The organism is Hymenobacter jeongseonensis (genome assembly GCF_015694725.1).
In the GTDB taxonomy this organism is placed as follows: domain Bacteria; phylum Bacteroidota; class Bacteroidia; order Cytophagales; family Hymenobacteraceae; genus Hymenobacter; species Hymenobacter jeongseonensis.
Window position 1 is genome coordinate 17,476 of record NZ_JADQDQ010000017.1, and the last position, 19,640, is coordinate 37,115.

Consider the following 19,640-nt stretch of genomic DNA (forward strand, 5'->3'; position numbering starts at 1 on the left):
GTCGTTGTCGGCTTAGCGGAGAAGTTGGCTCAGGTGCCCGGCTGCTTTAGGCTCGTTTAGCTCCCGCATAATTTCCCCAAACAGGCGAGCAGATTTTAGCCGGTCTTCCAGCGCGTACATGGTGGAAGCCGTGATGAGTTCGTCCGCTTGGGTTTCGGCCAGAAACGCTTGTAGCTGCTGCTTGACCGTTTGCTTGCTGCCGACGAAGGAGTACTTCAGCATTTGCTGTACGGCCGGATGATGCCACATGCCTTCCAGTTCGTCGGTCATGTCCGTGGGGGGCTGCAGGGCCTCCTTTGCCCCACCGGTCAAGAGCGCGACAAACATCCTGATTAAGGACGTAAACTGTTGCTGCGCCTCCTCATCGGTGTTGGCCACGTAGGCGTTGAGGCCGACGATGGTGTAAGGCTGTTGCAGCACGGCCGACGGCTGAAACTCCTCGCGGTAAATCCGTAGAGCATTGAGCAAGTGGGTGGAAGCAAAGTGGCTGGCAAACGCATAGGGCAAACCCAGCTTGGCCGCCAGGTGCGCGCTATCAGTGCTGGAGCCCAGAATGTACAGGGGCACGTCGGTGCCTTCGGCCACCGGGGCCCGAACGACGGCGTGCTTGTTTTCCGGCGAGAAGTATTCCTGGATTTTGCCGACTTCGCGGGGGAACGAATGGGCCGCCTGCATGAAATCGGACCGAATGGCCTGCGCGGTTTGCGAGTCGGTGCCCGCAGCTCGGCCCAGCCCCAAGTCGATGCGGCCGGGGTACAAGTGCGCCAGGGTGCCGAACTGTTCGGCCACAATCAAGGGCGAGTGATTGGGCAGCATGATGCCGCCCGAGCCCACGCGGATGGTGGCCGTGTTTTCGGCGACATAGCCGATGAGCAGCGAGGTGGCGCTGCTGCCGATGTTGTCGGAGTTGTGGTGCTCGGCCAGCCAGTAGCGGGTGTAGCCTTGTGCTTCGGCTTCCTGGGCCAAGGCCAGGGAGTCGTGGAGGGTCTGCTGTATCGTGCGGCCCTGCGACACGATGGCCAAGTCTAGGATAGAATAGGCGACCGGATGCTTTTCCGGGCGGTTGGACTCGTTAAGGGGCGTAGGCATGGGGTCTTTAGATTAAGGGGTAGCTGGGAACAGCCGGCCAGATGCTTGAATAGCTGAAACAGAAGGGAAGCGCCGTTTAAATGGTTCGGAACGCGGGTTTTGGTAGGTCAAGATTTCCCCGCAGGGTTTCGGCCTCGTACTCTCGATGGAAAAGGCCGCGTTCCTGCAGAATGGGCACCACCAGCTCGATGAAGTCCCGTAGCCCGTGGGGATGGTCCTGCCGAACCATGAACAGGTCGATGGCCCCGGCTTCATACCACCGCTGGATTTCCGTGGCAACTCGTTCGGCCGAGCCCATAAACAAGGGAACGGGAGTGTGCGAGTACGGGCCCAGCGCGAGGATTTCCCGGTACTTCTGGTGAGCCTCCGCATCGGTGCGACCCACGATGGGGTTTTGCGAAATGGCCCGCACAAAGTGGTCCGGCTGCCTGCCTTTTTCCAGCAGCTTTGCGGTCAGCGCATTCGCGAGCAATACCGTTTCCTCGAAGGTGCTGCCGGCCATGAAGACGCCGTCCGTGTAGGACGTGGCCAGGTCTACAAAGGTAGGCGAACTGCCGGCCATGTACAGCACCGGCCGACCCTGCACCGAGCGGCTCAGGTTCAGCGGACCATCCACCGAGAAGTACTTGCCCTGAAAGTTAACCGGATGCATCTTGCGCGGGTTCAGGAAGACGCCGCTTTCCTTATCACGGGGAAAGGCGTCGTCCTCGTAGGTGTCCCATAGGTCCAGCAGAACTTCCAGAAACTCCTCGTGCATGGGGTACTGGTCGGCTTTGCCGAGGTGGCCGCGGCTGAAGTTCACCATCCCGCCCGGATTGGAGGTAATGGCGTTCAGCGAGGCCCGGCCCTTGCTGAGTTTGTCCAGCGACAAGACCTGCCGGGCCAGATTGTAGGGGTCGGTGTAGGAGCTGGAAGCCGTCATGGAGAGGCCGATGCGCTCCGTTTTCATGGCCAGGGCCGACATGAGCGTCCCTCCCTCGAACATGCTCAGGTAGTAGGGAATGTTGCCGGGCCCAACGTGACTCACGTCGTACAAAAACAGGGTTTCGAACTTGGCCTGCTCCGCCAACTGCGCCTGTTGAACGAAGAAATCAATGTTTTCGCCGGCGTCGGCGGGCATATCGGGGTGTCGCCAGGAGGAAAAATTCCACCCCGGCCCATCAATGACTGCGGCCAGCTTTAACGTTTTTCGGTTGGTCATTACAAGAAGTATAAATGCGTGTTTTTGCCCCGGCAGAACCTTCTCCGCAAGCCAAGGGTCTGGCCGATGATATCCAGCACCTGCATGTCCTTTACCCCGCTACCGCTGATTCCCTAATTGCAGCCTTATGCTCCTGCAGAAATTCCCGAAGGGTCTTAGCGGGCCTGCCCAGGACGTAGGGAATATCGTTTTGCACCATGGACATGTAGGACATTCGGCCGTCGAGCATCTGCGTCACAAAGTCAATGTTGGCCTTGGCGTACCAGCTCTCCGCCCCATTCGCCAGCAGCGTTTCAATCAGCTCTTTAAAGCCTTCCAGGCCTTTGTCTTCGTGCTTGATTTCCAGGCCGGTTACCTCGCTCAGCAGCGCCGCAATTTCCTGCCCGTTAAAGGTTTCCACGCTGAGCCAGTAATGTTGCCCGCCGTGCCGCTCTGGCCCGTCGACGAGGGCCTTGGCGGCCACCGCCGCAATATCACTGGAGGCAATGTAGCCAACCCGCCGGTCGTCCCAGTAACTGGTATAGGTTAGATTCTTGGGTATGTACAGCCCGGTAAACACCTCCATAAACATGTTCGGATGAAGGTGGGTCCAGGCAATGCCGCTGGCCTCGATGTACTTTTCAATCAGCTGGTGCCAAGCAAAGTGCGCGTCGGTCGTGTCCCACTGCGCGAACACGCCCACGTGCACGATATGACGGACGCCGGCTTTCTTGGCCGCGTCCACCAGGGTTTTGCTCTGCGTGAGCATGGCCACCGTGTAACCGGTTAGCAGAAACACCCGGTCCACTCCGGCCAGCGCCAGCGCAAAGGTTCTCGGGTCATCCAGGTCCAGGTAGTGCCAGTCTTTCCCTTCGCGGCGAAACTGTTCCACCGTCTCTTGGTTGCGCGACGTGATGCGTACGTTGACAGCTTGACCTTCCAGGTCTTTTACCACTTGACGGCCGATGGTTCCGCTGGCGCCCAAAACAAGGACGGTCGGGTGTTGCTGGTTTTCCATGTGAGTTTGTACTGAAGTTGTATTCGGTATATAGGGCCTGGACTGGCTACTCCTTACCTAGCTGCCGGGCGCGGTTGCCAGCCACCACTTCTTCGCGGGTAGGCCAGTCTTTGCGTTGGAGCAGCTCCCCGATAATTTCGTCGCGTATCTGCGGAGCCTTGCCGGGCACGGCGTTGGCCAGGGCCTGCGTCAGCTCCGGGGCCGTGAGCTCGGTGCAGTAGGCCGGGGTGCCGGGTTGCTGCCGCCACGAGTCGGCCAGGCTGCCCCCGTCCACCACGTCAAAGCCGAAGTCGTTGCAGAGGGCAGATAGGATTTGTTTGGCGCGCTCGTCATCTCCCGCAATGGAAAGGGCAATGCGGCCGGGCGTGCCAGGGGCGGTGCCGCCGCTGGCAATCGTCTCGGCCAGCAGGTTGTTAAAGGCTTTCAGCAAGGGGCGGCCCAGCTGCTCGGCCGCCAGCACGCTCTCCGGCTGGCCCTGCTCCAGCGCGTCGATTTTCTCGTCCCGGAAGGGGTAGTAGTTGCCGGTATCCACCACAATCACCTCAGGGGGCAACGACCGGAACAGGTCCTTGGGAAACTCGTCAATTACCTTGAAAGGCACGCTGATAAAGACGAGGTCCACGTCCTGCACCACCTCTTGCAGAGTAGCGGGGCTGGCGCCTAATTCCTTCGCTTTCTGGGCCAGCTCGGCCGGCTGCCGGGTGTTGGTCACTTTCACTTGGTGGCCGAGGGCGGCCAGATTTTTGGCAAGGGAGCCGCCGACCGGGCCGGTGCCAATGATTCCGATTTTCATGGAGTTAAGGGTATGGTAAACAGTGTTTTGGCACTAAGCCGTTGGCGTATGCCACGGTCATGCAAGTGGGCTACTCCTGCCATTGCCGGCTGGGATAGCCGTAATATTCCCGCGACACGTCGATGCCCCGGTCCACGAACCCTGCGGGGTAGTTGCCGCTCACGATGATGTGCATGTACTCCTCGCCCAGGTCAGCCAGCTTTTGATTGACCTGGTCCCGGTTGGCCGGGGCCTCTGCCCGCACGGCGCGCGCCCGGGCGGCTTTGGCCTCGTCCAGCGACAGGTCGGTGCAGTAGGCCGGGGTACCGGGCTGCTGCCGCCACGAGTCGGCGATGGGGCCCGCGTCGTAGCCCTCGAAGCCGGTCTGGTTGACCAGCTCGATGACCGTTTGCTTGGCCGCTTCGTCGTCGCCCGATACGCTCAGGGCAATGCGGCCGGGGGTGCCGGCGGGCCGGCCATCGGCAAGAAAGCTGTACGCCCCAATGTTGTTGAAGGCTTTTATGACCGGGTGGCCCAGCACTTGCTCGACCCACGCGCTGTTCGTTAGCCCCTGCTCAATAGCGGCTATCTCCCCATCGCGCGCCGGGTAGTAGTTCATTGTTTCCACGATGATGACCTCCTTCGGCACGTCGCGGAAATCGGCCTGCACGTCGGGCGTCTTCCCCAACGGAATGGTGAGAATGAGTAGCTCCGCCCCCTGCACCGCCTCGCCGACGGTCACGGCCGTGACGCCGGTTTGCTGGGCAAAGTCCCGCAACGATTCAGGGCCGCGCGAATTGGCAACACGCACCTGGTGGCCGTGCTGCTGTAGTTTGCGAGCAAGGGTCTTGCCGATGTTACCGGCTCCAACGATTCCAATATTCATGGCGCTTTGAAGATTTAAGACACTGCTATGCAGCGGGTTTTATTAAAATGAACGGGTGGCAGCCTAGGTAGCAGCGCTGGGCCTGGAGAAGCGTGGGTAAAGGCCTCTGCTGGCAACCGGTATCTTTCTAGCCAGGCATCAGCAAAGGCATAAATCATAAAAACATAAGCATGCAATGATGCTTTAGGAGAATAAAAAACCGTTGGTGATAGCACCAACGGGCCAAGGAGGTAATTATAGCTTAGCTATAGCCGGTTTAAGCAGTTGCAGGAAGTCTTCCAACTCCTGCAGTTTTTCAGCATTGATGAACATGTGCATATTCCGGCCTTCTTTGTGGGACTCAATCAAGCCCGCCTCGGAGAGGACCTTTAGGTGCTGCGACATGGAAGGCTGGCTGATGGGCACGTACTGAAACAAGTCGGCACAAACCGTGATATCCCCTTTTGCTATTTCCTGCAATAAGCGAAGCCGGGTGGGGTCGCTCAGTGACTTAGCTAACTTGACAAGGGACTTGGTATCCATTATGAGAACAAAGTTAACACATGCGCAATGGTTTATGTATGCTTAACTGGTATGAACCCGCAAAGGTTCTGGTCATGCCTCCGGGTTGCAGACAAACGGCAGCGTGCCGACAGGCGTTAATAGACGGTATGGGGTAAAACGCTGAGGCCGCGTGGCACGTTATCCCACGAAACTCCCGTCTAACGCCTTCCCATGCCGGCCCTCCTTGGCACCCTGCGCACTGGCACCAGCGGCATCGTCGTGCCCGGCCCCAAGGCCACCTTTCCGGAGGCCTACCAGGCCACGAGCCGCCTCACCTACTACGCCACCCTGTTTAACTCGGTGGAGATTAACAGCACCTTCTACCGCATCCCCCAGCCCAAAACGTTTGCGGCCTGGGCCGCGGAAACCGGCCCTGGGTTTGACTTTACCCTCAAGCTGTGGCGCGACATCACGCACACCAAGGCGCTGGCAGAAGACCTCTCCGGTATTGTCCGCTTTCTAGCTGCCGCCCGGGAGTTGGGCCCCAAAAAGGGATGCCTGCTCATTCAGTTCCCGCCCAGCAACAGCATTCGCCAGCTAAACGCGGTCAGTGCCCTCTTGCAGGCGCTTGCCGCGGCAGACCCCGCCCAGGAGTGGCGCAAAGCGGTGGAGTTTCGCCACCCAAGCTGGTATGAAGACGATGCGTTTGAGATGCTGGACCACCACGGCGCCAGCCTGGTGCTGCACGACAAAGGCCCCGCCCGAAACGCCCGGCTGAACGAGGGGGCAGACTTTGTCTATCTGCGCTTCCACGGCCCGCAGGGAAACTACCGAGAGTCTTACGAGCGCGACTTTCTGCACGACCAAGCCGAGCAGATACACGACTACCTCCAGGATGGAAAAGACGTGTATGCCTACTTCAACAACACCATGGGCGCCGCCTTTGAAAATGCCCAAGACCTGTCCCGGCTGGTAGCGGAGCGGGCGTGAGCCGTACGACGCGCGTCCGGGGGCGGGGGGCGCTGGTTACGTGCGCAACGGCACCGGGTATAGTAGGCAATAGGGCCACCATTACCCTCAGCAAAGAGAATTCAAGGCGGTCCAGCTCGGAGGGGAAGGGCTAGGGGTAACAGCAGCAAGATGGGGTGAAAACGAAACGAGCGGGCCAGAGGGTCCGCTCGGGTTGGTTTGATGGGATAGCAGCCGGGTGCGGGGCTAGGTCGGAAACTGGCGCTGAAAATGCAGCTTGAGAATGGTGTCGAGCTTTTCCTTGGTGAGAGGCTTGCTGACCAGGCCGGCGATGGGCAGGGATTCCATGCGGCCGAGGTCGACGGAGCTCATGGAGGCGGTGTGCAGGACGATGACCACGGCCTGCCGCTGGGCCGCAGGCAACATCTGGTAGGCATCGATAAAAGCCATACCGTCCATACCGGGCATCTTCACGTCGAGCAAGACCAGGACCGGGCTAGTGGGATTGGCCTCAGCCGCGAGGTCTTCCAGGGCCGCCAAGGCATCTACCCCGTCGGTGGCAGCGAGGTAGCGGTCGGCCACGCCGAGCTGCTGGAGCAGGCGTTCGTTGAGGTCGTTGGTGAGCGGGTCGTCATCGACCAGCAGCACGCTGGAGATTTTTTTCATGGACAGGGCTGGGCACGGAGCCCTGGGGAATGGCGGGCCGAAAGGAGCCGGTGCCCCCTACCCCGGGCCGCACAAAATGAATTCAGTTCCACGCGTTAAGCCAACTCGATAAAAAAGGTGGTGCCTTCTTTTTCACGGCTTTCGAGCCAGATGTGGCCGCCGTGAAGCTCCACGATTTGCCGGGCGATGAACAGGCCCAAGCCGGTGGTGGTTTCGCCCTGCAGGCCGGCGCAGCGGGTGGGGTTGAACTTGTCGAACAGGTTGTTGTGCAGCTTGCCGGGAATGCCCACGCCGGTATCCTGCACCGTGAAGCGGGCCTTGCCCTCGTGCTGGCGCAGGCCGACGGTGACCGTGCCCCCGGCGGGCGTAAACTTGAGGGCATTGTGTAGCAGGTTGTCGAGCACGCGGCCAAACTTTTCGGGGTGCAGGCGGGCCTGGGCCGGCTCGGGGGCCAGGTCCAGGGCCAGCGCGATGCCTTTCTCCTGGGCCGCGAGGCGGTGCAGGTTCAGCTGCGTGGTGAGGTAGGCGTGCAGGTCGGTGGGGCGTTTCTGCAGCCCGTTTTCGTCGAGGTCGCCCACGTAGAGCACGTCCTGCAGCAGGGCGTGGGCGTGGGCGCAGGACGCCTGGATGAGGCCGAGGTAGTGCACCATTTCCGGCGGCGGGGCCTCGCCGCTACGGCTGGCCACTTCGCGCTGCAGCAGGTCGGTGAGCAGCTCAATGTGGGCGATGGGGCCCTTCAGGTCGTGGGTGGCCAGCTGCAGAATGGTTTCCTGCGCGTCGTAGACGCGCTTGAGCTTCGCTTCCAGGTTTTTGCGATCGGAAATATCCTCGAGGATGGTGTAGCCCAGTTCGCCGCTTTCGTCGGGAAAGAGCACCGAATGAACCTGGCACCAGAAGGAGGAGCCGTCGGCGCGCACCATGCACGTTTCGAGGGTGAAGGCCGGCATTTTGTGCTCCCAGAGGCGCTCTTGCAGCTCCTGCCAGTCGGCGCGGTGGTCGGGGTGGGAAAACTCGAGGATTTTGCGCCCCACCAGGTCGTCCACGCTGGCGCAGCCCAACATCTTCACCACCGCCGGGTTGGCCTGCCGGATGGTCAGGTCCGGGGTGATGATTTTCTGGCCGAGCGGGGCGTTTTCAAACACCGTGCGGAACCGGACCTGGCTCTGCTCGTAGCGGTCGAGGGGCTGCTGGCTGGGGTCGGCAGGCTCCCCGCGCAGGGCCGCGGCGTTTTCAGCCGCGGAAGAAGGCGAAGGCTGGGCGGGTGTGGGCGCGTGCGGCATGTGGCGGGGAACGGTGTGGGGGTATACGGAAGCCATCCGTCAAAGAACGGGGTACAGGGCCCCACCCGCTTTGAAGTATAGAATAGAAACGAGCGGGCCAGGTGGTCCGCTCGGGTTGGTAGGCAGGTAGTTGGGCAGGTGGCTAAAAATGCATTTCCGCGGGCTTAGGCTGGGCGGGTAAGGGAACGTGAGGCGGCAGCGCCCGTCCGTTATCAGCATTGGTTCTCGCTCAGGAACTGGCTCATTTCCTGCAGGCGGCGTTCCACTTGGTCCAGCAGGGCGGCCGGTACGGGAATCTGAACGCCGTGACGGGTGAAGAGGTAGCGCACCAGGGCAGTCAGCTCACGCAGCTCGCCCTGCAGGTGCACCCGCAGCTGTTCCCACCGTTGGGCACCGGCCGACGTGGGGGTCAGGCAGGTAAGGCGCACGGCGATGGTCCGGGAGACCAGTGCGGCCAGGTGGTCGAGCACGTGCTGCTCGGCGGCGCTGAAGGTGCGGGCCTGGCGGTCGATGATGCAGAGCGTGCCGAGGGGGCGCTGGTCGGGCAGGTGCAGCAGGGCCCCGGCGTAGAAGCGCAGCTCGTTGGCTTCGGCGGCGTGGAGGGCCTCAGGGGGCAGGGAGGCGCTGGTTTCCACGGCCAGGTCGTGGTAGACCACGGCGCGGGCCTGCTCAATGGCCGTGGCGCAGAGGGCCTCCGCGCGGGGCTGGCGGTCGTTGCCGGGCATGCCGTGGTTGGCCGGGTACAGGACCTCGTCCTCCTCGACCACCGAAATAAGGGAGATGGGCAAGCCGAAGACCTGGGCCGTGAGGGCCACGAACTCGTCGAACAGGGGCTCGGCGAGGGTGGGCAGCACGTCGTGGGCCCGCAGGCTGCGCAGGCGCGCGGCTTCGGCGGGGGGCAACGAGGAAGCGGGGGGCTGGAGCATGGGGCAGAGGCGAAAAAACACAGGCAAGATAAGCGCAACCACGGGCACGCGCTAAACAAACGAGGACGTTTCCGGTTGCCCACCCGCGGGTGCCGTTTGGGCACTTGGCCGCACGTGGAGGCCACGTGACGGGAAGAACCGGCGAGCGTCAGCCTTTTACCTTTGCTAAAATGAACGCAACGACTCGGTACGAAAACGACCCCATGCAGGCAGAGATAGCCGCGTTTGGCGCGGTGCTGCACGCGCAGGGGGTGCACGCGGCCCTGGGCTACCTGAACCACTGCACGCCGCATCGCTACACGGGCGTGTACCGCTTTGACGGGGACATGCTGCGCAGCGAGGTGCTGTTTGACCGGAAGCTGGCCGACGTGCGCACGGGGGCCGACGCGCCCCTGGCCGACACGTACTGCTCGTTGGTGGGCCGTAACGAGGCGCCGGTGCAGATTCTGGACGCGGCCACGGACCCGCAGGCGACGGGCATCGACACGTCGGTCATCTCCTACTGCGGGGCGCTCATCCGCGACGGGCAGGGCAAGGCCTTCGGGACGCTGTTCCACTACGACCTGCAGCGCTGCCAGGAGCGGGTGACCGACCAGCCCCTGCTGGAAGCGGCGGCGCAGCTGCTGTATCGGCAGCTGTACCCGGACGGGGCGAAGTAGTAGAAAGCCGGTGGGAGCCTGCGCTCCCGGGGACGGCCGGGGCGGTGGCTCAGACCGGGCCGAGGGCTTTGATTACTTAGGGCCAGCTTTACGCGGCATCCCCTAGCCTACTGTAGTCTATGCCATATGTTAAGGCAAAGACGACGGCGCCGCGGTCGATGCGGGCGGTTTCGGCGGGCTGCTGCTCCAGGTAGAAGTCGGCGAGGTAGTCGATGAAACCCTGGCCACCGAGTTTTTGGAGCAGTTGGCGCGGGACCTGGAGAGCATACAGGTCTTGGCCGAACACGTCGCGCTGGAAGGTGAAGGTGAGGATGTCGGCGGTGGGGTCCTGGATGCGGGCACCGAGGAGGAAGCGGACGTTGCTTTGTTCTTGCATGGGGTTGTTAAGAGGTTTTGGTGTAGAAGAGTTGATTACTGCTGCACGCGAGATGCTTGGCTACGCCGACCTTCGGTTCGACTGCGCTCAGCATGACGTTCTTTTTTAGTTCTGCTATTTCCTGGTGGGGCTCCTACCCTATTTCCCAGAGCTCGTCCCAAGAGGTGGTGCAGGCGGGGGTGCGGTGCTGCTGCTGGCCTTGCCAGGGCACGACGGGGGCGGCTTTGGCGCCGCGGGGCCTGGGCTGGGACGGGAGGGCGGCGGCGACCTGGACGGCGGCTCGGCCGAAGCGGGCATTGAGCTGGTCGAGGCGCTGCATGAGGGCGCTGGCCTGGGGGTGAACGATTTCGGGGGTGGGCGCGAACAGGTTGAGCTGGGGCTGGCCGGCGGCTTCGAAGCCGTCGAGGATGACGCCGGCTTTGACGTAGGTGTGGCCGGGCTGCCAGAGGCGCTGGAGCAGGGCGTGGGCGTAGCGGACGAGGTCGAGGGTGCTGCTGGTGGCGGCGGGCAGGGTGTACTGGGCGGAACGGGAATGCGGCGGGGGCGTGGGGCCGAAGCGGTTCTGGCTGAGGAAGACGGTGAGGACGTGGGCCACGGAGCCCTGGCGGCGCAGCTTCTCGGCGGCGCGGGAGGCGAAGGCGGCCACGGCCCCGGCGATGTCGGCCAGCTCGGTGAGGGGGCGGCCGAAGGTGCGGGTACAGGCGATGCTCTGACGGGCGAGGGTACCGTCTTCGCTCGGGGCGAGCTGGTGGCAGGGGAAGCCCTGGAGCTCGCGCACGAGCCTCGCTCCTACCACGCCGCCGAGGTGCTTGCGGGCGTAGGCGTCGGAGCAGCGGGCCAGGTCGGCGGCGGTGGCGATGCCCTGGGCGTGGAGCTTGGTGGCGTACTGGTGGCCGATGCCCCACACGTCCTGAACGGGCACCTGGGCGAGGGCCCACTGGCGGGCCGCGGGGGTTTCGAGGCTGAGGACGCCATCGAGGCGGGGGTCTTTCTTGGCGACGCGGTTGGCGAGCTTGGCGAGGGTTTTGGTGGGGGCGATGCCGACGCAGGTGGGAATGTGGGTGCGCTGGCGGACTTGGGCGCGGACGTTGCGGGCGTAATTCTCGAGGGTGCCAAAATGGGGGTGCAGGCCGTGGAGGCCGAGAAAGGCTTCGTCGACGGAGTAGATTTCGACTTCGGGGGCGACCTCGGAGAGGTAGTTCATCACGCGGCTGCTCATGTCGCCGTAGAGGGCGTAGTTGCTGCTGAAGACCTTGACCTGGTGCTGCTCGATGAGGGGGCGCGCCTGGAACAGGGGTTCGCCCATTTTGAGGCCGAGAGCCTTGGCTTCGGCCGAGCGGGACACGATGCAGCCGTCGTTGTTGCTGAGGACCACGACGGGCTGGCCGATTAAGCTGGGCTGGAAGGCGCGCTCGCAGCTGACGTAGAAGTTGTTGCAATCTACTAAAGCGAACATGGGGCGGCGGGGTTAACCTCACCCCCGGCCCCGGTTCGCTTGATGCGCGAAGCCCGTGGAGAGGGGAGCCTGATGGGTTGGGTCTTAGTGGTACCGATTGGATTAGTTGCGCGGTAGAGATGCTTCGACTGCGGCTGCGCTCACTGGCTTGATGCGCCACATGCTCAGCATGACGTACTTTTAGGAGGCCTCACTCCTGCCGGGCACGGTCCCGTTCCCTCTCCGGCATAAAGAGGAGCCTGGTCAGCGGCTACTGGAGGCGGCGGGTGCGGACGTGTTCTTTGAGCTTGCCGTTGATGAATTCGGTGACGGCGTGGGTGACGACGCCCCAGACTTCGAAGCCGTCGCCGAGCAGGCTGATGTCGGTGGAGTGGTGGTTGGGGTTGTCGGGGACCAGCCAGTAGGTGGCGCCGCGCTTTTCGAGGCGCTTGATGGTGAATTCGCCTTCGACGGCGGCCACGACGATGTGGCCGGGCTCGGGCTTGATGGAGCAGTCGACGGTGATGAGGGCACCGTCGGTGATGTGGGCGGGGGCGCCGTCCATGCTGGTGCCCTTGACCCGGGCCATGTAGGTGCAGTTGGGGTTGGGCAGCAGGATGGCGTTGAGGTCGACTTTGGTGCCGCGGTAGTCTTCGGCAGGGCTCGGGAAGCCGGCGGGGACGGGGGTTTCGCACTCGATTATCCAGATGGGCTCCCGGATAATCTGCAGGATTTCGACGGTGGTCATAAAATAGTTGGGAATAGGATGAGCTATAGCAACGAAAACGTTGCTAATATTGTTGGCAAATCTGCTACTAATTAAATTAGTTTGCAAGAATTGACTAACAATCTGGCTCCTCTCTCTCGGTAAACGCCAGTCTGTAAGGCCTGTGATTTTTCGACCAGCCAACCTCCACAGGGCCTGGCTCCTACCCTTTTACCGACGTTACTTTATGGCTGCCCGCATTTTCCCGGCTCATTTGATGGGCCCTCAAACAAAAGTTTGGGTGAAGCGCGGCGTGACGCGGCGCCTGCATAACCGGCGAATTAGCATGGCGGTGACGCCCGACGGGGCTTACCAACTGCACGTGGCCAAGGCCCTGGCGCCGGGCGAGGCGGCCGAGCTGCGGGCACAGGGACAGCGCGACTCGGTGAAGGACTACATTTTGCGGGACCGGGTGCGGTACACGTTCGTGACGCTGTCGGCCGAGGCGTTCGAAGCGGCGTTCTGGTGCTATGAGCAGCTGAAGGGGAAGCAGCAGCGGAAGCGGGCGTGAGGTTGGACGGAGGGGCAGTAAGTCGAGCTTACCTTTGAGCAATGATTCCTCCTATTGAACTGGCTTCGCGTACACTGACTTTCCGAACCGACCTGAATGTGATGGTGGTGCGCTGGCATTCCATGGCAGAGATGGAGGTGGTGCAAGCCGACTATGCGCAGATGCTGGCCGCGGCGAAGCTGCACGGCATGTGCGACTGGCTGCTGGACGTGCGCCGCCGGCAGGTAGCGGCGCCGGAGCTGAGCGCGTGGGTGAACACCTCGTTTTACCCGGGAGCGGTGGCGGAGCTTGCGCCCCAACGCCTACGCATGGCGGTGCTGAGCTCCCCGGCACTGACGGCGGCGTACGTGAGCGACCCCGGCCACAAAAAGGAAGTAGCTTTCGCCCTGGACCCGGCCCGGCCGTTCGACATCGGGTTGTTTGAGGACGAGGGGCAAGCCATGCAGTGGCTGCGGCCATTGTAGCAGGGAGCAGCCAAGCGGCAGCCGTCAGCAAGGGCGCAGGAAAGGATGGACCGGGGCTAGACCAAGGGCGTGCGACGGTGGATGAAGCGCTGCTTGAGCCACAGGAAGGGCATGCCCAGGGCCAGGATGAAGCCCCAGTCGGCACCGAAGCGCTCGAGTCCCTCCAGGGCCAGGTCGGAGCGGCCGACGGCCAGCCCGGCGCCGATGAGGGCGGCCGCGGGGATGAAGGCCATGGCGATGAGCGGGCCGGCCTGGAAGCTGCGCCGGAACGCGGCCAGGGTGACCACGCCGGCCAGGGCCCCGGCGGCGGCCAGCAGCAGCTCCATCAGCTTGGGGTGGGCCAGGTGCTGCACTTCGCCGTTCGACGCCAAGGCACTGGCGCTGCTCTCGCCGGCGGCGACCAGCGCCCACATGGTGAGGGCCGCCAGGGCCACGAGCACGGCGTAGCCGGCCAAGGCCGACTTCACTCCTTCCCACGCCAGCCGCCAGTGCCGCAGCGCCAAACCCAGCGGCACCTTGGTCATGGGGTCGAAGCCGGGGGCGATGATGGCCGAGGCCACGAAGGCCACGGCCTGGGGCACGGGCTCGGAAACCAGGCCGATAGCGGCCACGATGCCGCCCAGCCCCATCAGCAGGAGGTAATTGGTGGTGATACGCCCTTGGTGGCGCAGGCCGCTTTCCATTTCTTCCCAGATGGCCTCGTCGCGGTCGTTGTCCACGACGTGGTGGGACGCGGGGGCAATGATGCTGTTCAGCTCGCTGGTGACTACGCTGAGCTGTTGCGGGTCGCCGACGGCGGCCAGGGCGCGGCGCAGCACCTCGTCGGCGCCGCGGTTGAGCACGTGCACGGTGAGCACGTCGCCGGCCGGCTTGAGGGAGGCGCCGCGCGACACGGATAGGCCGATGACGTCTTCGAGGGTTTTGAGTTGTTCGCTCAGGGCGTCGGTGGCCGCTGGGGGCACCGTTAGTTCCAGGGTTCTATGCATCGGGTCGGGCAGAGGGCGCGCTCCATCCGGCGCCGCTATCCTGGTTTACGAGCCGGGGGGGCTTGCGTTGGCGTTGCCACTGGACCGGAGGCCCTAGTGCTGGCGCAGGGACTGGGCCTTGGCGAACTTATCCTCGGGCGACCAGCAAGAAAACTAACTGCTCGGGTTTATCTGGCGCACAAGCAGCGGTACACGCCGGGACGCTAACGCACCGCCATTTTTCTCTCGTCAGGCCGCTTACTTACTGTTGACAGGGGCAGCTCGACCGTAAAGGTGCTCCCCTGCCCCTCGGTACTTTCCACGGTTAGGGTGCCGTGGTGTAGCTCCACGACGGCCTTGCACGTCGCCAGCCCGAGCCCGGTGGTGTGCTCGCCGCGTAACCCTTCCCGCCGGGCGGGGGTGAACCGGTCGAACACCCGCGGCTGCAGGTCCAGGGGAATACCAATGCCGTTGTCTTGTACCTGGATGCGCACGGTGCCCGGCCCGGGTTCGACCCGTACCGAGATGGTGCCCTCGTCGGGCGTGAACTTGAGGGCGTTGTTGACCAGGTTGATGAGCACCTGGGCGAACTTGTTGACGTCCAGGTTCACGTACACCGGGCGGGCCGGCAAGGTATAGGTGAAATGATGGCGCGTCAGGCGCTGGCCGTTTTCAAACTGCTCGAGGGGCTCGCGCAGCACCTCATTGAGGTTCACCCGGTCCCGTTTGAGGGCCGAGTTGGCCGAGGTCAGAAACTCCAGGTTAATTAGGTCCCGAATCATCTTCACGCTGTCCTGGCTGGTGCTGGCCAGCACGTCGAGCATTTCCAGCATCTTGCCGCTGGGCGCTGGCTTGATTTCTTCGTGCAGGTACTGCGAGATTTGCTCCACCAGGATGAAGGCCCCGCTCAAGTCGTGCGAGAGCATGTCCAGCGTCGCGTTTTTGCGCGAGTTGAAGAGGTCGGCGTTTTGCTGGTATTCCTTGGTGACGGTGACGTCGTGCAGCGTGCCGCTGAGCCAGACGTTGCCGCTGGCGGCTTTCTGGTAGTTGGGATGCAGGGTAAACCACTGGTCGGGCTGGCCGGGCGTCTGCAAGCGGATGTCGACCTCGTCGGTGGGCTGGCCGCTGCCCCACGCGCGCCAGTACTCGGCCAGGTAGGCTAGGTCGTCGGGGTGCAGGCGGGCGAGCAGGCCTGCCAGCTCCGCGTTGACCTCGGCCGCGTGGCCGCCGAGGACCTGCTCGTAGGCCGGATTGACGAAGGCGACGTGGTTGGTGGTCAAGTTGTAGACAAACTGGACCTTGGGGCTGGCCTCAACCTGCTCCAGAAAAAAAGTGGCAAAATCAAACATTACAACAGGGAATATGCGGGCCTTCAAGCGAAGGAGCGTCTTCGGCAATGGTAGCCGGAGGAGGACACTTGGGAAGATTGGGGGGGAGCAACGCCGGCAGGTGCTGGGGGGGCTTGGCCTGGATGGCTAGCCCCTGTAGGCGCGCGAAGGAGAAATGATGCTTTGCGGGCTGGGCGGGAAGTCTGCCAGCTTGTAAGCTGCCCCCTATACGGCGATGAGCGGCAGCAGGCGGTGCTTGAGGGCCAACTGAGCTAATTAATTGTAAATGTTGCGGTCGCGGGGCTGGCATGGGGAGTGTTGGGGCTGGCTGAGCCGGGAGCAATGCCGGCCTGGCGGGTATGTTTGTGGGGCATCCACATCCCTGCGTCCGCGACGTTGAACTACCTATCTGAGTATCGGGCCCGTCTTACCAGGCTAAACGTCAATGCCCAAACCATAGCGGGGCGGAAGCTGGAGTCGCCGTACAAGCCGGCGCTGCTGTTGGCGGTGATGGAGGGCGTGGAAGAGCAGGTTATCCGGGATAACCGCATTGCGATTACGCCGGAGCTGATTGTGGCGTTTAAGGCGTATTGCCAGCTGTTGAGCCCGGGGCCGGAGTATGGGGCCCGGCCGTTTCAACTGCCCTTCTTCCATTTGCAGAGCAGCGGGTTCTGGCACCTGCAGGCGCGGCCGGGGTGTGAGCTGGTGCTGACGGCGTCGAAGTCGGTGCGCAGCTTTGGGCACTTGCGCGACGTTATTGCCTATGCCTCGCTGGATGCGCCGCTGTGGGAGCTGCTGCTGCAGCCGGTGGCTCGGGAGGAGCTGCGGCAGGCGCTGCTGGCGCGTTACTTCCCGCTGACGCGGCACTACTTCCGGCCACAGGCCGGGCAGGAAAAGCTGGAGGCGCTGGGCCGGCAGATGCTGGAGGAGCCAGCGGCCGTGTACAACCGCGTGGTGGACGTGGCCGATGAAACGGAAGTGTTGGTGCGGAGTGCGGTGTTTGGGCGGGAGGTGCTGCGGGCGTATGAGTCGACTTGTGCGGTGTCGGGGCTGCAGCTGCTGAGCACCACGGGGACGGCGCCGCTGCTGGATGCCTGCCACATTGTGCCCTGGTCGGTGAGCCACGACGACACGATTGGGAATGGGTTGTCGCTGTGCCCGAACCTGCACCGGGCGTTTGACCGGCATCTGTTCTGGGTGGATGAGGACTACCGGGTGCGCGTAGCGGATGGGTTTGGCGAGCTAGGCGGGCACGACTACGGGGTGCAGCGCTTCAATGGGGCGCAGCTGCGGTTGCCAAAGGTGCGGACGTGGTGGCCGAAGGTGGAGAACTTGGCGGCGCAGCGCAGCTACTAGGAAGTGGAGCTGAAGCCTGTTTTATGCAAAGCTGATGTAAGTAATCAGCTTATAAAGTGTGGTGAAGCATATTAGCCAGTTTAAAAGCAAAGGGGCGGACCACTTGGTCGCCCCTTTGCTTTATATGAAAAGACCTTTTGCTCTAATCAATTCTTCCAACTTTCGACGAGTGCGCTGATAAGTGGCGTTTCCTTCCATGTTTGTATTCCGGTCCACAATAAAGTGGTCCGTTACATGGCTTCGGTTTTTAAACGGCAATGTGATAGGAACGGTAAGGTGTTGGCGGTTGATTAGGTCGTAGTGGTACTGCTGGTTAATTGCAGGCCCGTCGTAATTATCGTTGAGCAGGATGATGGCCGAATTAGTGTTGAACAGTTCGACGTAGCAATATAGAACTCCCATTTCGAGGTCACCCACCAACTTAATTAGGTGAGACACTTCACCCTCTGAAGGAACATAGACAGGACGAATGGCTGGGTAATAGAATTTAGAAATTACTTGAGGAGCCGGTTCTCCGGTTCTTACCTGATGGATGACGTCACGGATGTACATGGGGTCACCGCCCGTGTGCAAATAAAAATTAACTGCAATTTTCTTAATACCTCTGAAGAAAGCAGGGCTCCCAACCATGCTCTGCTTAGGGTCAGAGCTATTGGAAAAGTAAATAAGGCGCTCAGGGTATTCCTTAATTTCTAAGCCTGCAATGGCTTTATCAATGTCGAGGTCGAGGAAGCGCCTTTTGAGTTGAACTAATTTTTTACGGGCTTTAGATTCTATTTCGTCGCGCTGGGCGGTGAACTTTACAGGAGCTATACCAGGCAAATGAATTTCAACTGGAATTTCGGGTTTTAACAGGCCCTCGAACCTGACGGGGGTCCCGTCGTCCAATAGCCCATTAGTAACAGCATCGTTTCTGGTACCTGGTCGAGCGAGTGCTACTAACTGATATAGAATACCAAGTTGTGAGATTAAAGCAGCGTCTATCTCGCTGCCCAACTCGTTGTTGCAAGGGTTACACAGAACCGTTGCGCTTTCGATGTTATTGCCAAGGCCACGAGGGATAATATGCTCGTTAGTCTTGTTCAGTTCCGTAATCTCAGAATCGCATAAATAGCACTGCATGTCCGTTAAATTAGTAGCGTCAGATACTTAAAACTCGTGTGCATTCTTCGCCGAACTGGCTAATGATGCGAACGGCTAGGCGACGGCCTGGGGTAGCAGGAATTGGGTGCGATTCGAAACCATACAGGCGGTCAAAGGCATCCTCATCAAGCACCAACCGCAGCTGAGATGCTATTTTTTGGCGCTGCTGAATTTTCACCTGGTCAGACAGCTTGCGCTCCCATTTGGAGAACTCCTTCTTGTCGCCGCCACAGAAAGTTACATTTGTTTGTAAGAAGTGATTATCTTCGTGCAAACTAACGAATAAAACATCCGAAAGGCGACAATAAATTACGAATAGCATGGAGAATCCTACTGGCGTAAGTGATAGAATCAAGCAGATTCTTGCTCACTATCAACTCAATGCAAACCAGGCCAGCCAGAAGCTCGGGCATACGAATGCCTCGAAAGTTTATAAGTTCTTGGCAGGTGACTTCAAGCCGGGGTATGATTCGCTGGTGGAATTATTGGGGACGTTCCCGGAGGTTTCCGGCGACTGGCTGCTGATGGGCCGCGGGCCAATGCTGCGGCCGGGCGTGGAGGCTCCGCTCCTATCGGGCAACGTGATGACGCCAGGGCCCACGATGCCCTCGCGGGGGATTAGCAGCGGGCAGGTGCTGACCGTGACGGTGGACCGGACGGGCAAGGAAAACACGGTGTTTGTGCCCGTGCAGGCGCAGGCGGGCTACACGCACTCGTTCAACCAGGAGCAGTTTGTGGGCGACCTGACGCCGTACCACCTGCCGGGGTTCTCGGGCACCTGCCGGGCCTTTGAGGTGGCTGGGGACAGCATGTATCCGACGTACAAGCACCACGACATCGTGGTGTGCACCTTCGTGGACCGCTGGGACCAGCTGCGGCCGGATGAAAGCTACGTGCTGGTGACGGCCGAGAATGTGCTGCTGAAGCGGCTGGTGGCGCCGATTACCGACCGGCGAGGCACCATAGAGCTGCACTCGGATAACAGCGGGCAGTACCGGGTGCACACCATGCCGGTGGCGGACTTGCTGGAGCTGTGGATGGTGCGGGGCTTCGTGTCAACTAATGCCCCAGGCCGGCCGGATAGTGCCCTGGTGCGGCTGCGGGAGGCCATTGAGGAGATGGGCCACAACTACCAGGAGGTGATGCGCTTCCTGAATAACAGTGCGCGGGGCTCGGTGGAGCTGCGCGGGCCGATACTGGAGGTGTCGTAGGTACTTGTTTTCTGTTTGGGGAGCAAAGCTGTAGATAATGACGAAGGCATGCTTCTACCCTGCTTACTCCCAGAAATAGGCTCGTAGGATTATATAGGTCGCTGTGCTCACGGAAAGCTGGTGCCAGTGCCGCGAGTCGACACTGCTATTTCAGGGG

The 19,640-nt window shown here is 61.7% G+C and carries 21 protein-coding genes and 1 pseudogene; 6 read left to right on the top strand and 16 right to left on the bottom strand.

All coding sequences use genetic code 11. From position 1 onward, the window contains the following. Positions 1-12: 12 nt before the first annotated feature. The 6 genes and pseudogenes from I2I05_RS20330 to I2I05_RS20355 all read right to left on the bottom strand — a co-directional run bounded on the left by I2I05_RS20330 (position 13) and on the right by I2I05_RS20355 (position 5,467). Positions 13-1,089 (bottom strand): LLM class flavin-dependent oxidoreductase, encoded by a 1,077-nt coding sequence (locus tag I2I05_RS20330; RefSeq protein ID WP_196284099.1) that lies wholly within the window; start codon positions 1,087-1,089, stop codon positions 13-15. Between the two features lie 76 nt (positions 1,090-1,165). After that, the gene (locus tag I2I05_RS20335; protein ID WP_196284100.1) at positions 1,166-2,290 is read right to left on the bottom strand and encodes an LLM class flavin-dependent oxidoreductase; all 1,125 of its coding nucleotides are present in this window, start codon (positions 2,288-2,290) and stop codon (positions 1,166-1,168) included. Positions 2,291-2,381: 91 nt separating this feature from the next. Next, positions 2,382-3,287 (bottom strand): NmrA family NAD(P)-binding protein, encoded by a 906-nt coding sequence (locus I2I05_RS20340; protein ID WP_196284101.1) that lies wholly within the window; start codon positions 3,285-3,287, stop codon positions 2,382-2,384. 46 nt (positions 3,288-3,333) lie between these two features. Continuing rightward, a pseudogene (locus I2I05_RS20345) lies at positions 3,334-4,092 on the bottom strand (NADPH-dependent F420 reductase); the annotation flags it as partial. Positions 4,093-4,150: 58 nt separating this feature from the next. After that, positions 4,151-4,945: an NADPH-dependent F420 reductase gene (locus tag I2I05_RS20350; RefSeq protein ID WP_196284103.1), complete on the bottom strand. Its 795-nt coding sequence runs from the start codon at positions 4,943-4,945 to the stop codon at positions 4,151-4,153. 234 nt (positions 4,946-5,179) lie between these two features. Continuing rightward, positions 5,180-5,467 (bottom strand): ArsR/SmtB family transcription factor, encoded by a 288-nt coding sequence (locus tag I2I05_RS20355; RefSeq protein WP_196284104.1) that lies wholly within the window; start codon positions 5,465-5,467, stop codon positions 5,180-5,182. Between the two features lie 192 nt (positions 5,468-5,659). On the opposite strand from I2I05_RS20355, the gene I2I05_RS20360 reads away from it, so the two are divergent. After that, a complete protein-coding gene (locus I2I05_RS20360; protein ID WP_196284105.1) occupies positions 5,660-6,418 on the top strand; it encodes a DUF72 domain-containing protein in 759 nt (252 codons plus the stop codon). Positions 6,419-6,643: 225 nt separating this feature from the next. Here the strand turns inward: I2I05_RS20360 and I2I05_RS20365 are convergent, their stop codons facing one another. The 3 genes from I2I05_RS20365 to I2I05_RS20375 form a co-directional block, all read right to left on the bottom strand. Further along, positions 6,644-7,063 carry a response regulator gene (locus I2I05_RS20365; protein WP_196284106.1) on the bottom strand — a complete coding sequence of 140 codons (420 nt, stop codon included), beginning with the start codon at positions 7,061-7,063 and terminating at the stop codon, positions 6,644-6,646. Positions 7,064-7,158: 95 nt separating this feature from the next. Beyond that, entirely contained in the window at positions 7,159-8,379 is a 1,221-nt protein-coding gene (locus I2I05_RS20370) for a PAS domain-containing sensor histidine kinase (protein WP_196284107.1), read from the bottom strand. A gap of 176 nt (positions 8,380-8,555) precedes the next feature. Then, positions 8,556-9,269, bottom strand: a complete 714-nt coding sequence (locus I2I05_RS20375; protein WP_196284108.1) for a GAF domain-containing protein — start codon at positions 9,267-9,269, stop codon at positions 8,556-8,558. Between the two features lie 170 nt (positions 9,270-9,439). On the opposite strand from I2I05_RS20375, the gene I2I05_RS20380 reads away from it, so the two are divergent. Further along, on the top strand, positions 9,440-9,928 hold the full coding sequence (locus I2I05_RS20380; RefSeq protein ID WP_196284109.1) for a hypothetical protein: 489 nt from the start codon (positions 9,440-9,442) through the stop codon (positions 9,926-9,928). 88 nt (positions 9,929-10,016) lie between these two features. Here the strand turns inward: I2I05_RS20380 and I2I05_RS20385 are convergent, their stop codons facing one another. The 3 genes from I2I05_RS20385 to I2I05_RS20395 all read right to left on the bottom strand — a co-directional run bounded on the left by I2I05_RS20385 (position 10,017) and on the right by I2I05_RS20395 (position 12,487). After that, the gene (locus tag I2I05_RS20385; protein ID WP_196284110.1) at positions 10,017-10,304 is read right to left on the bottom strand and encodes a hypothetical protein; all 288 of its coding nucleotides are present in this window, start codon (positions 10,302-10,304) and stop codon (positions 10,017-10,019) included. Between the two features lie 133 nt (positions 10,305-10,437). Then, entirely contained in the window at positions 10,438-11,760 is a 1,323-nt protein-coding gene (locus I2I05_RS20390) for a Y-family DNA polymerase (protein ID WP_196284111.1), read from the bottom strand. Between the two features lie 250 nt (positions 11,761-12,010). Beyond that, positions 12,011-12,487, bottom strand: a complete 477-nt coding sequence (locus tag I2I05_RS20395; RefSeq protein ID WP_196284112.1) for a LexA family protein — start codon at positions 12,485-12,487, stop codon at positions 12,011-12,013. 205 nt (positions 12,488-12,692) lie between these two features. Between I2I05_RS20395 and I2I05_RS20400 the strand changes: the two genes are divergently transcribed. Continuing rightward, a complete protein-coding gene (locus I2I05_RS20400) occupies positions 12,693-13,016 on the top strand; it encodes a hypothetical protein (RefSeq protein WP_196284113.1) in 324 nt (107 codons plus the stop codon). Between the two features lie 41 nt (positions 13,017-13,057). Continuing rightward, positions 13,058-13,480 carry a hypothetical protein gene (locus tag I2I05_RS20405; protein ID WP_196284114.1) on the top strand — a complete coding sequence of 141 codons (423 nt, stop codon included), beginning with the start codon at positions 13,058-13,060 and terminating at the stop codon, positions 13,478-13,480. Between the two features lie 56 nt (positions 13,481-13,536). Here I2I05_RS20405 and I2I05_RS20410 read toward each other — a convergent pair whose 3' ends face one another. Continuing rightward, entirely contained in the window at positions 13,537-14,466 is a 930-nt protein-coding gene (locus tag I2I05_RS20410; protein ID WP_196284115.1) for a DUF389 domain-containing protein, read from the bottom strand. A 203-nt stretch (positions 14,467-14,669) separates the two neighbouring features. After that, positions 14,670-15,794 (bottom strand): sensor histidine kinase, encoded by a 1,125-nt coding sequence (locus I2I05_RS20415; protein ID WP_196284116.1) that lies wholly within the window; start codon positions 15,792-15,794, stop codon positions 14,670-14,672. 375 nt (positions 15,795-16,169) lie between these two features. Here I2I05_RS20415 and I2I05_RS20420 point away from each other — a divergent pair, with 375 nt between their 5' ends. Next, the gene (locus tag I2I05_RS20420; protein WP_196284117.1) at positions 16,170-17,129 is read left to right on the top strand and encodes an HNH endonuclease; all 960 of its coding nucleotides are present in this window, start codon (positions 16,170-16,172) and stop codon (positions 17,127-17,129) included. A gap of 120 nt (positions 17,130-17,249) precedes the next feature. Here I2I05_RS20420 and I2I05_RS20425 read toward each other — a convergent pair whose 3' ends face one another. Beyond that, positions 17,250-18,251: an HNH endonuclease gene (locus I2I05_RS20425; RefSeq protein WP_196284118.1), complete on the bottom strand. Its 1,002-nt coding sequence runs from the start codon at positions 18,249-18,251 to the stop codon at positions 17,250-17,252. A gap of 19 nt (positions 18,252-18,270) precedes the next feature. Next, complete coding sequence (locus I2I05_RS20430; protein WP_196284119.1) at positions 18,271-18,594, bottom strand: hypothetical protein; 324 nt, start codon at positions 18,592-18,594, stop codon at positions 18,271-18,273. On the opposite strand from I2I05_RS20430, the gene I2I05_RS20435 reads away from it, so the two are divergent. After that, positions 18,593-19,483: a LexA family transcriptional regulator gene (locus tag I2I05_RS20435; RefSeq protein WP_196284120.1), complete on the top strand. Its 891-nt coding sequence runs from the start codon at positions 18,593-18,595 to the stop codon at positions 19,481-19,483. The two genes, I2I05_RS20430 and I2I05_RS20435, sit on opposite strands and share 2 nt — an antisense overlap. Positions 19,484-19,640 lie beyond the last annotated feature (157 nt).

What these genes read in the sequence shown, in the direction of transcription:
- I2I05_RS20385 (WP_196284110.1), bottom strand. Translation starts at nt 10,304, where the DNA reads ATGCAAGAACAAAGCAACGTCCGCTTCCTCCTCGGTGCCCGCATCCAG.
- I2I05_RS20380 (WP_196284109.1), top strand. Translation starts at nt 9,440, where the DNA reads ATGAACGCAACGACTCGGTACGAAAACGACCCCATGCAGGCAGAGATA.
- I2I05_RS20350 (WP_196284103.1), bottom strand. Translation starts at nt 4,945, where the DNA reads ATGAATATTGGAATCGTTGGAGCCGGTAACATCGGCAAGACCCTTGCT.
- I2I05_RS20430 (WP_196284119.1), bottom strand. Translation starts at nt 18,594, where the DNA reads ATGCTATTCGTAATTTATTGTCGCCTTTCGGATGTTTTATTCGTTAGT.
- I2I05_RS20355 (WP_196284104.1), bottom strand. Translation starts at nt 5,467, where the DNA reads ATGGATACCAAGTCCCTTGTCAAGTTAGCTAAGTCACTGAGCGACCCC.
- I2I05_RS20435 (WP_196284120.1), top strand. Translation starts at nt 18,593, where the DNA reads ATGGAGAATCCTACTGGCGTAAGTGATAGAATCAAGCAGATTCTTGCT.
- I2I05_RS20370 (WP_196284107.1), bottom strand. Translation starts at nt 8,379, where the DNA reads ATGGCTTCCGTATACCCCCACACCGTTCCCCGCCACATGCCGCACGCG.
- I2I05_RS20330 (WP_196284099.1), bottom strand. Translation starts at nt 1,089, where the DNA reads ATGCCTACGCCCCTTAACGAGTCCAACCGCCCGGAAAAGCATCCGGTC.
- I2I05_RS20395 (WP_196284112.1), bottom strand. Translation starts at nt 12,487, where the DNA reads ATGACCACCGTCGAAATCCTGCAGATTATCCGGGAGCCCATCTGGATA.
- I2I05_RS20415 (WP_196284116.1), bottom strand. Translation starts at nt 15,794, where the DNA reads ATGTTTGATTTTGCCACTTTTTTTCTGGAGCAGGTTGAGGCCAGCCCC.
- I2I05_RS20340 (WP_196284101.1), bottom strand. Translation starts at nt 3,287, where the DNA reads ATGGAAAACCAGCAACACCCGACCGTCCTTGTTTTGGGCGCCAGCGGA.
- I2I05_RS20410 (WP_196284115.1), bottom strand. Translation starts at nt 14,466, where the DNA reads ATGCATAGAACCCTGGAACTAACGGTGCCCCCAGCGGCCACCGACGCC.
- I2I05_RS20400 (WP_196284113.1), top strand. Translation starts at nt 12,693, where the DNA reads ATGGCTGCCCGCATTTTCCCGGCTCATTTGATGGGCCCTCAAACAAAA.
- I2I05_RS20390 (WP_196284111.1), bottom strand. Translation starts at nt 11,760, where the DNA reads ATGTTCGCTTTAGTAGATTGCAACAACTTCTACGTCAGCTGCGAGCGC.
- I2I05_RS20360 (WP_196284105.1), top strand. Translation starts at nt 5,660, where the DNA reads ATGCCGGCCCTCCTTGGCACCCTGCGCACTGGCACCAGCGGCATCGTC.
- I2I05_RS20335 (WP_196284100.1), bottom strand. Translation starts at nt 2,290, where the DNA reads ATGACCAACCGAAAAACGTTAAAGCTGGCCGCAGTCATTGATGGGCCG.
- I2I05_RS20375 (WP_196284108.1), bottom strand. Translation starts at nt 9,269, where the DNA reads ATGCTCCAGCCCCCCGCTTCCTCGTTGCCCCCCGCCGAAGCCGCGCGC.
- I2I05_RS20425 (WP_196284118.1), bottom strand. Translation starts at nt 18,251, where the DNA reads ATGCAGTGCTATTTATGCGATTCTGAGATTACGGAACTGAACAAGACT.
- I2I05_RS20365 (WP_196284106.1), bottom strand. Translation starts at nt 7,063, where the DNA reads ATGAAAAAAATCTCCAGCGTGCTGCTGGTCGATGACGACCCGCTCACC.
- I2I05_RS20405 (WP_196284114.1), top strand. Translation starts at nt 13,058, where the DNA reads ATGATTCCTCCTATTGAACTGGCTTCGCGTACACTGACTTTCCGAACC.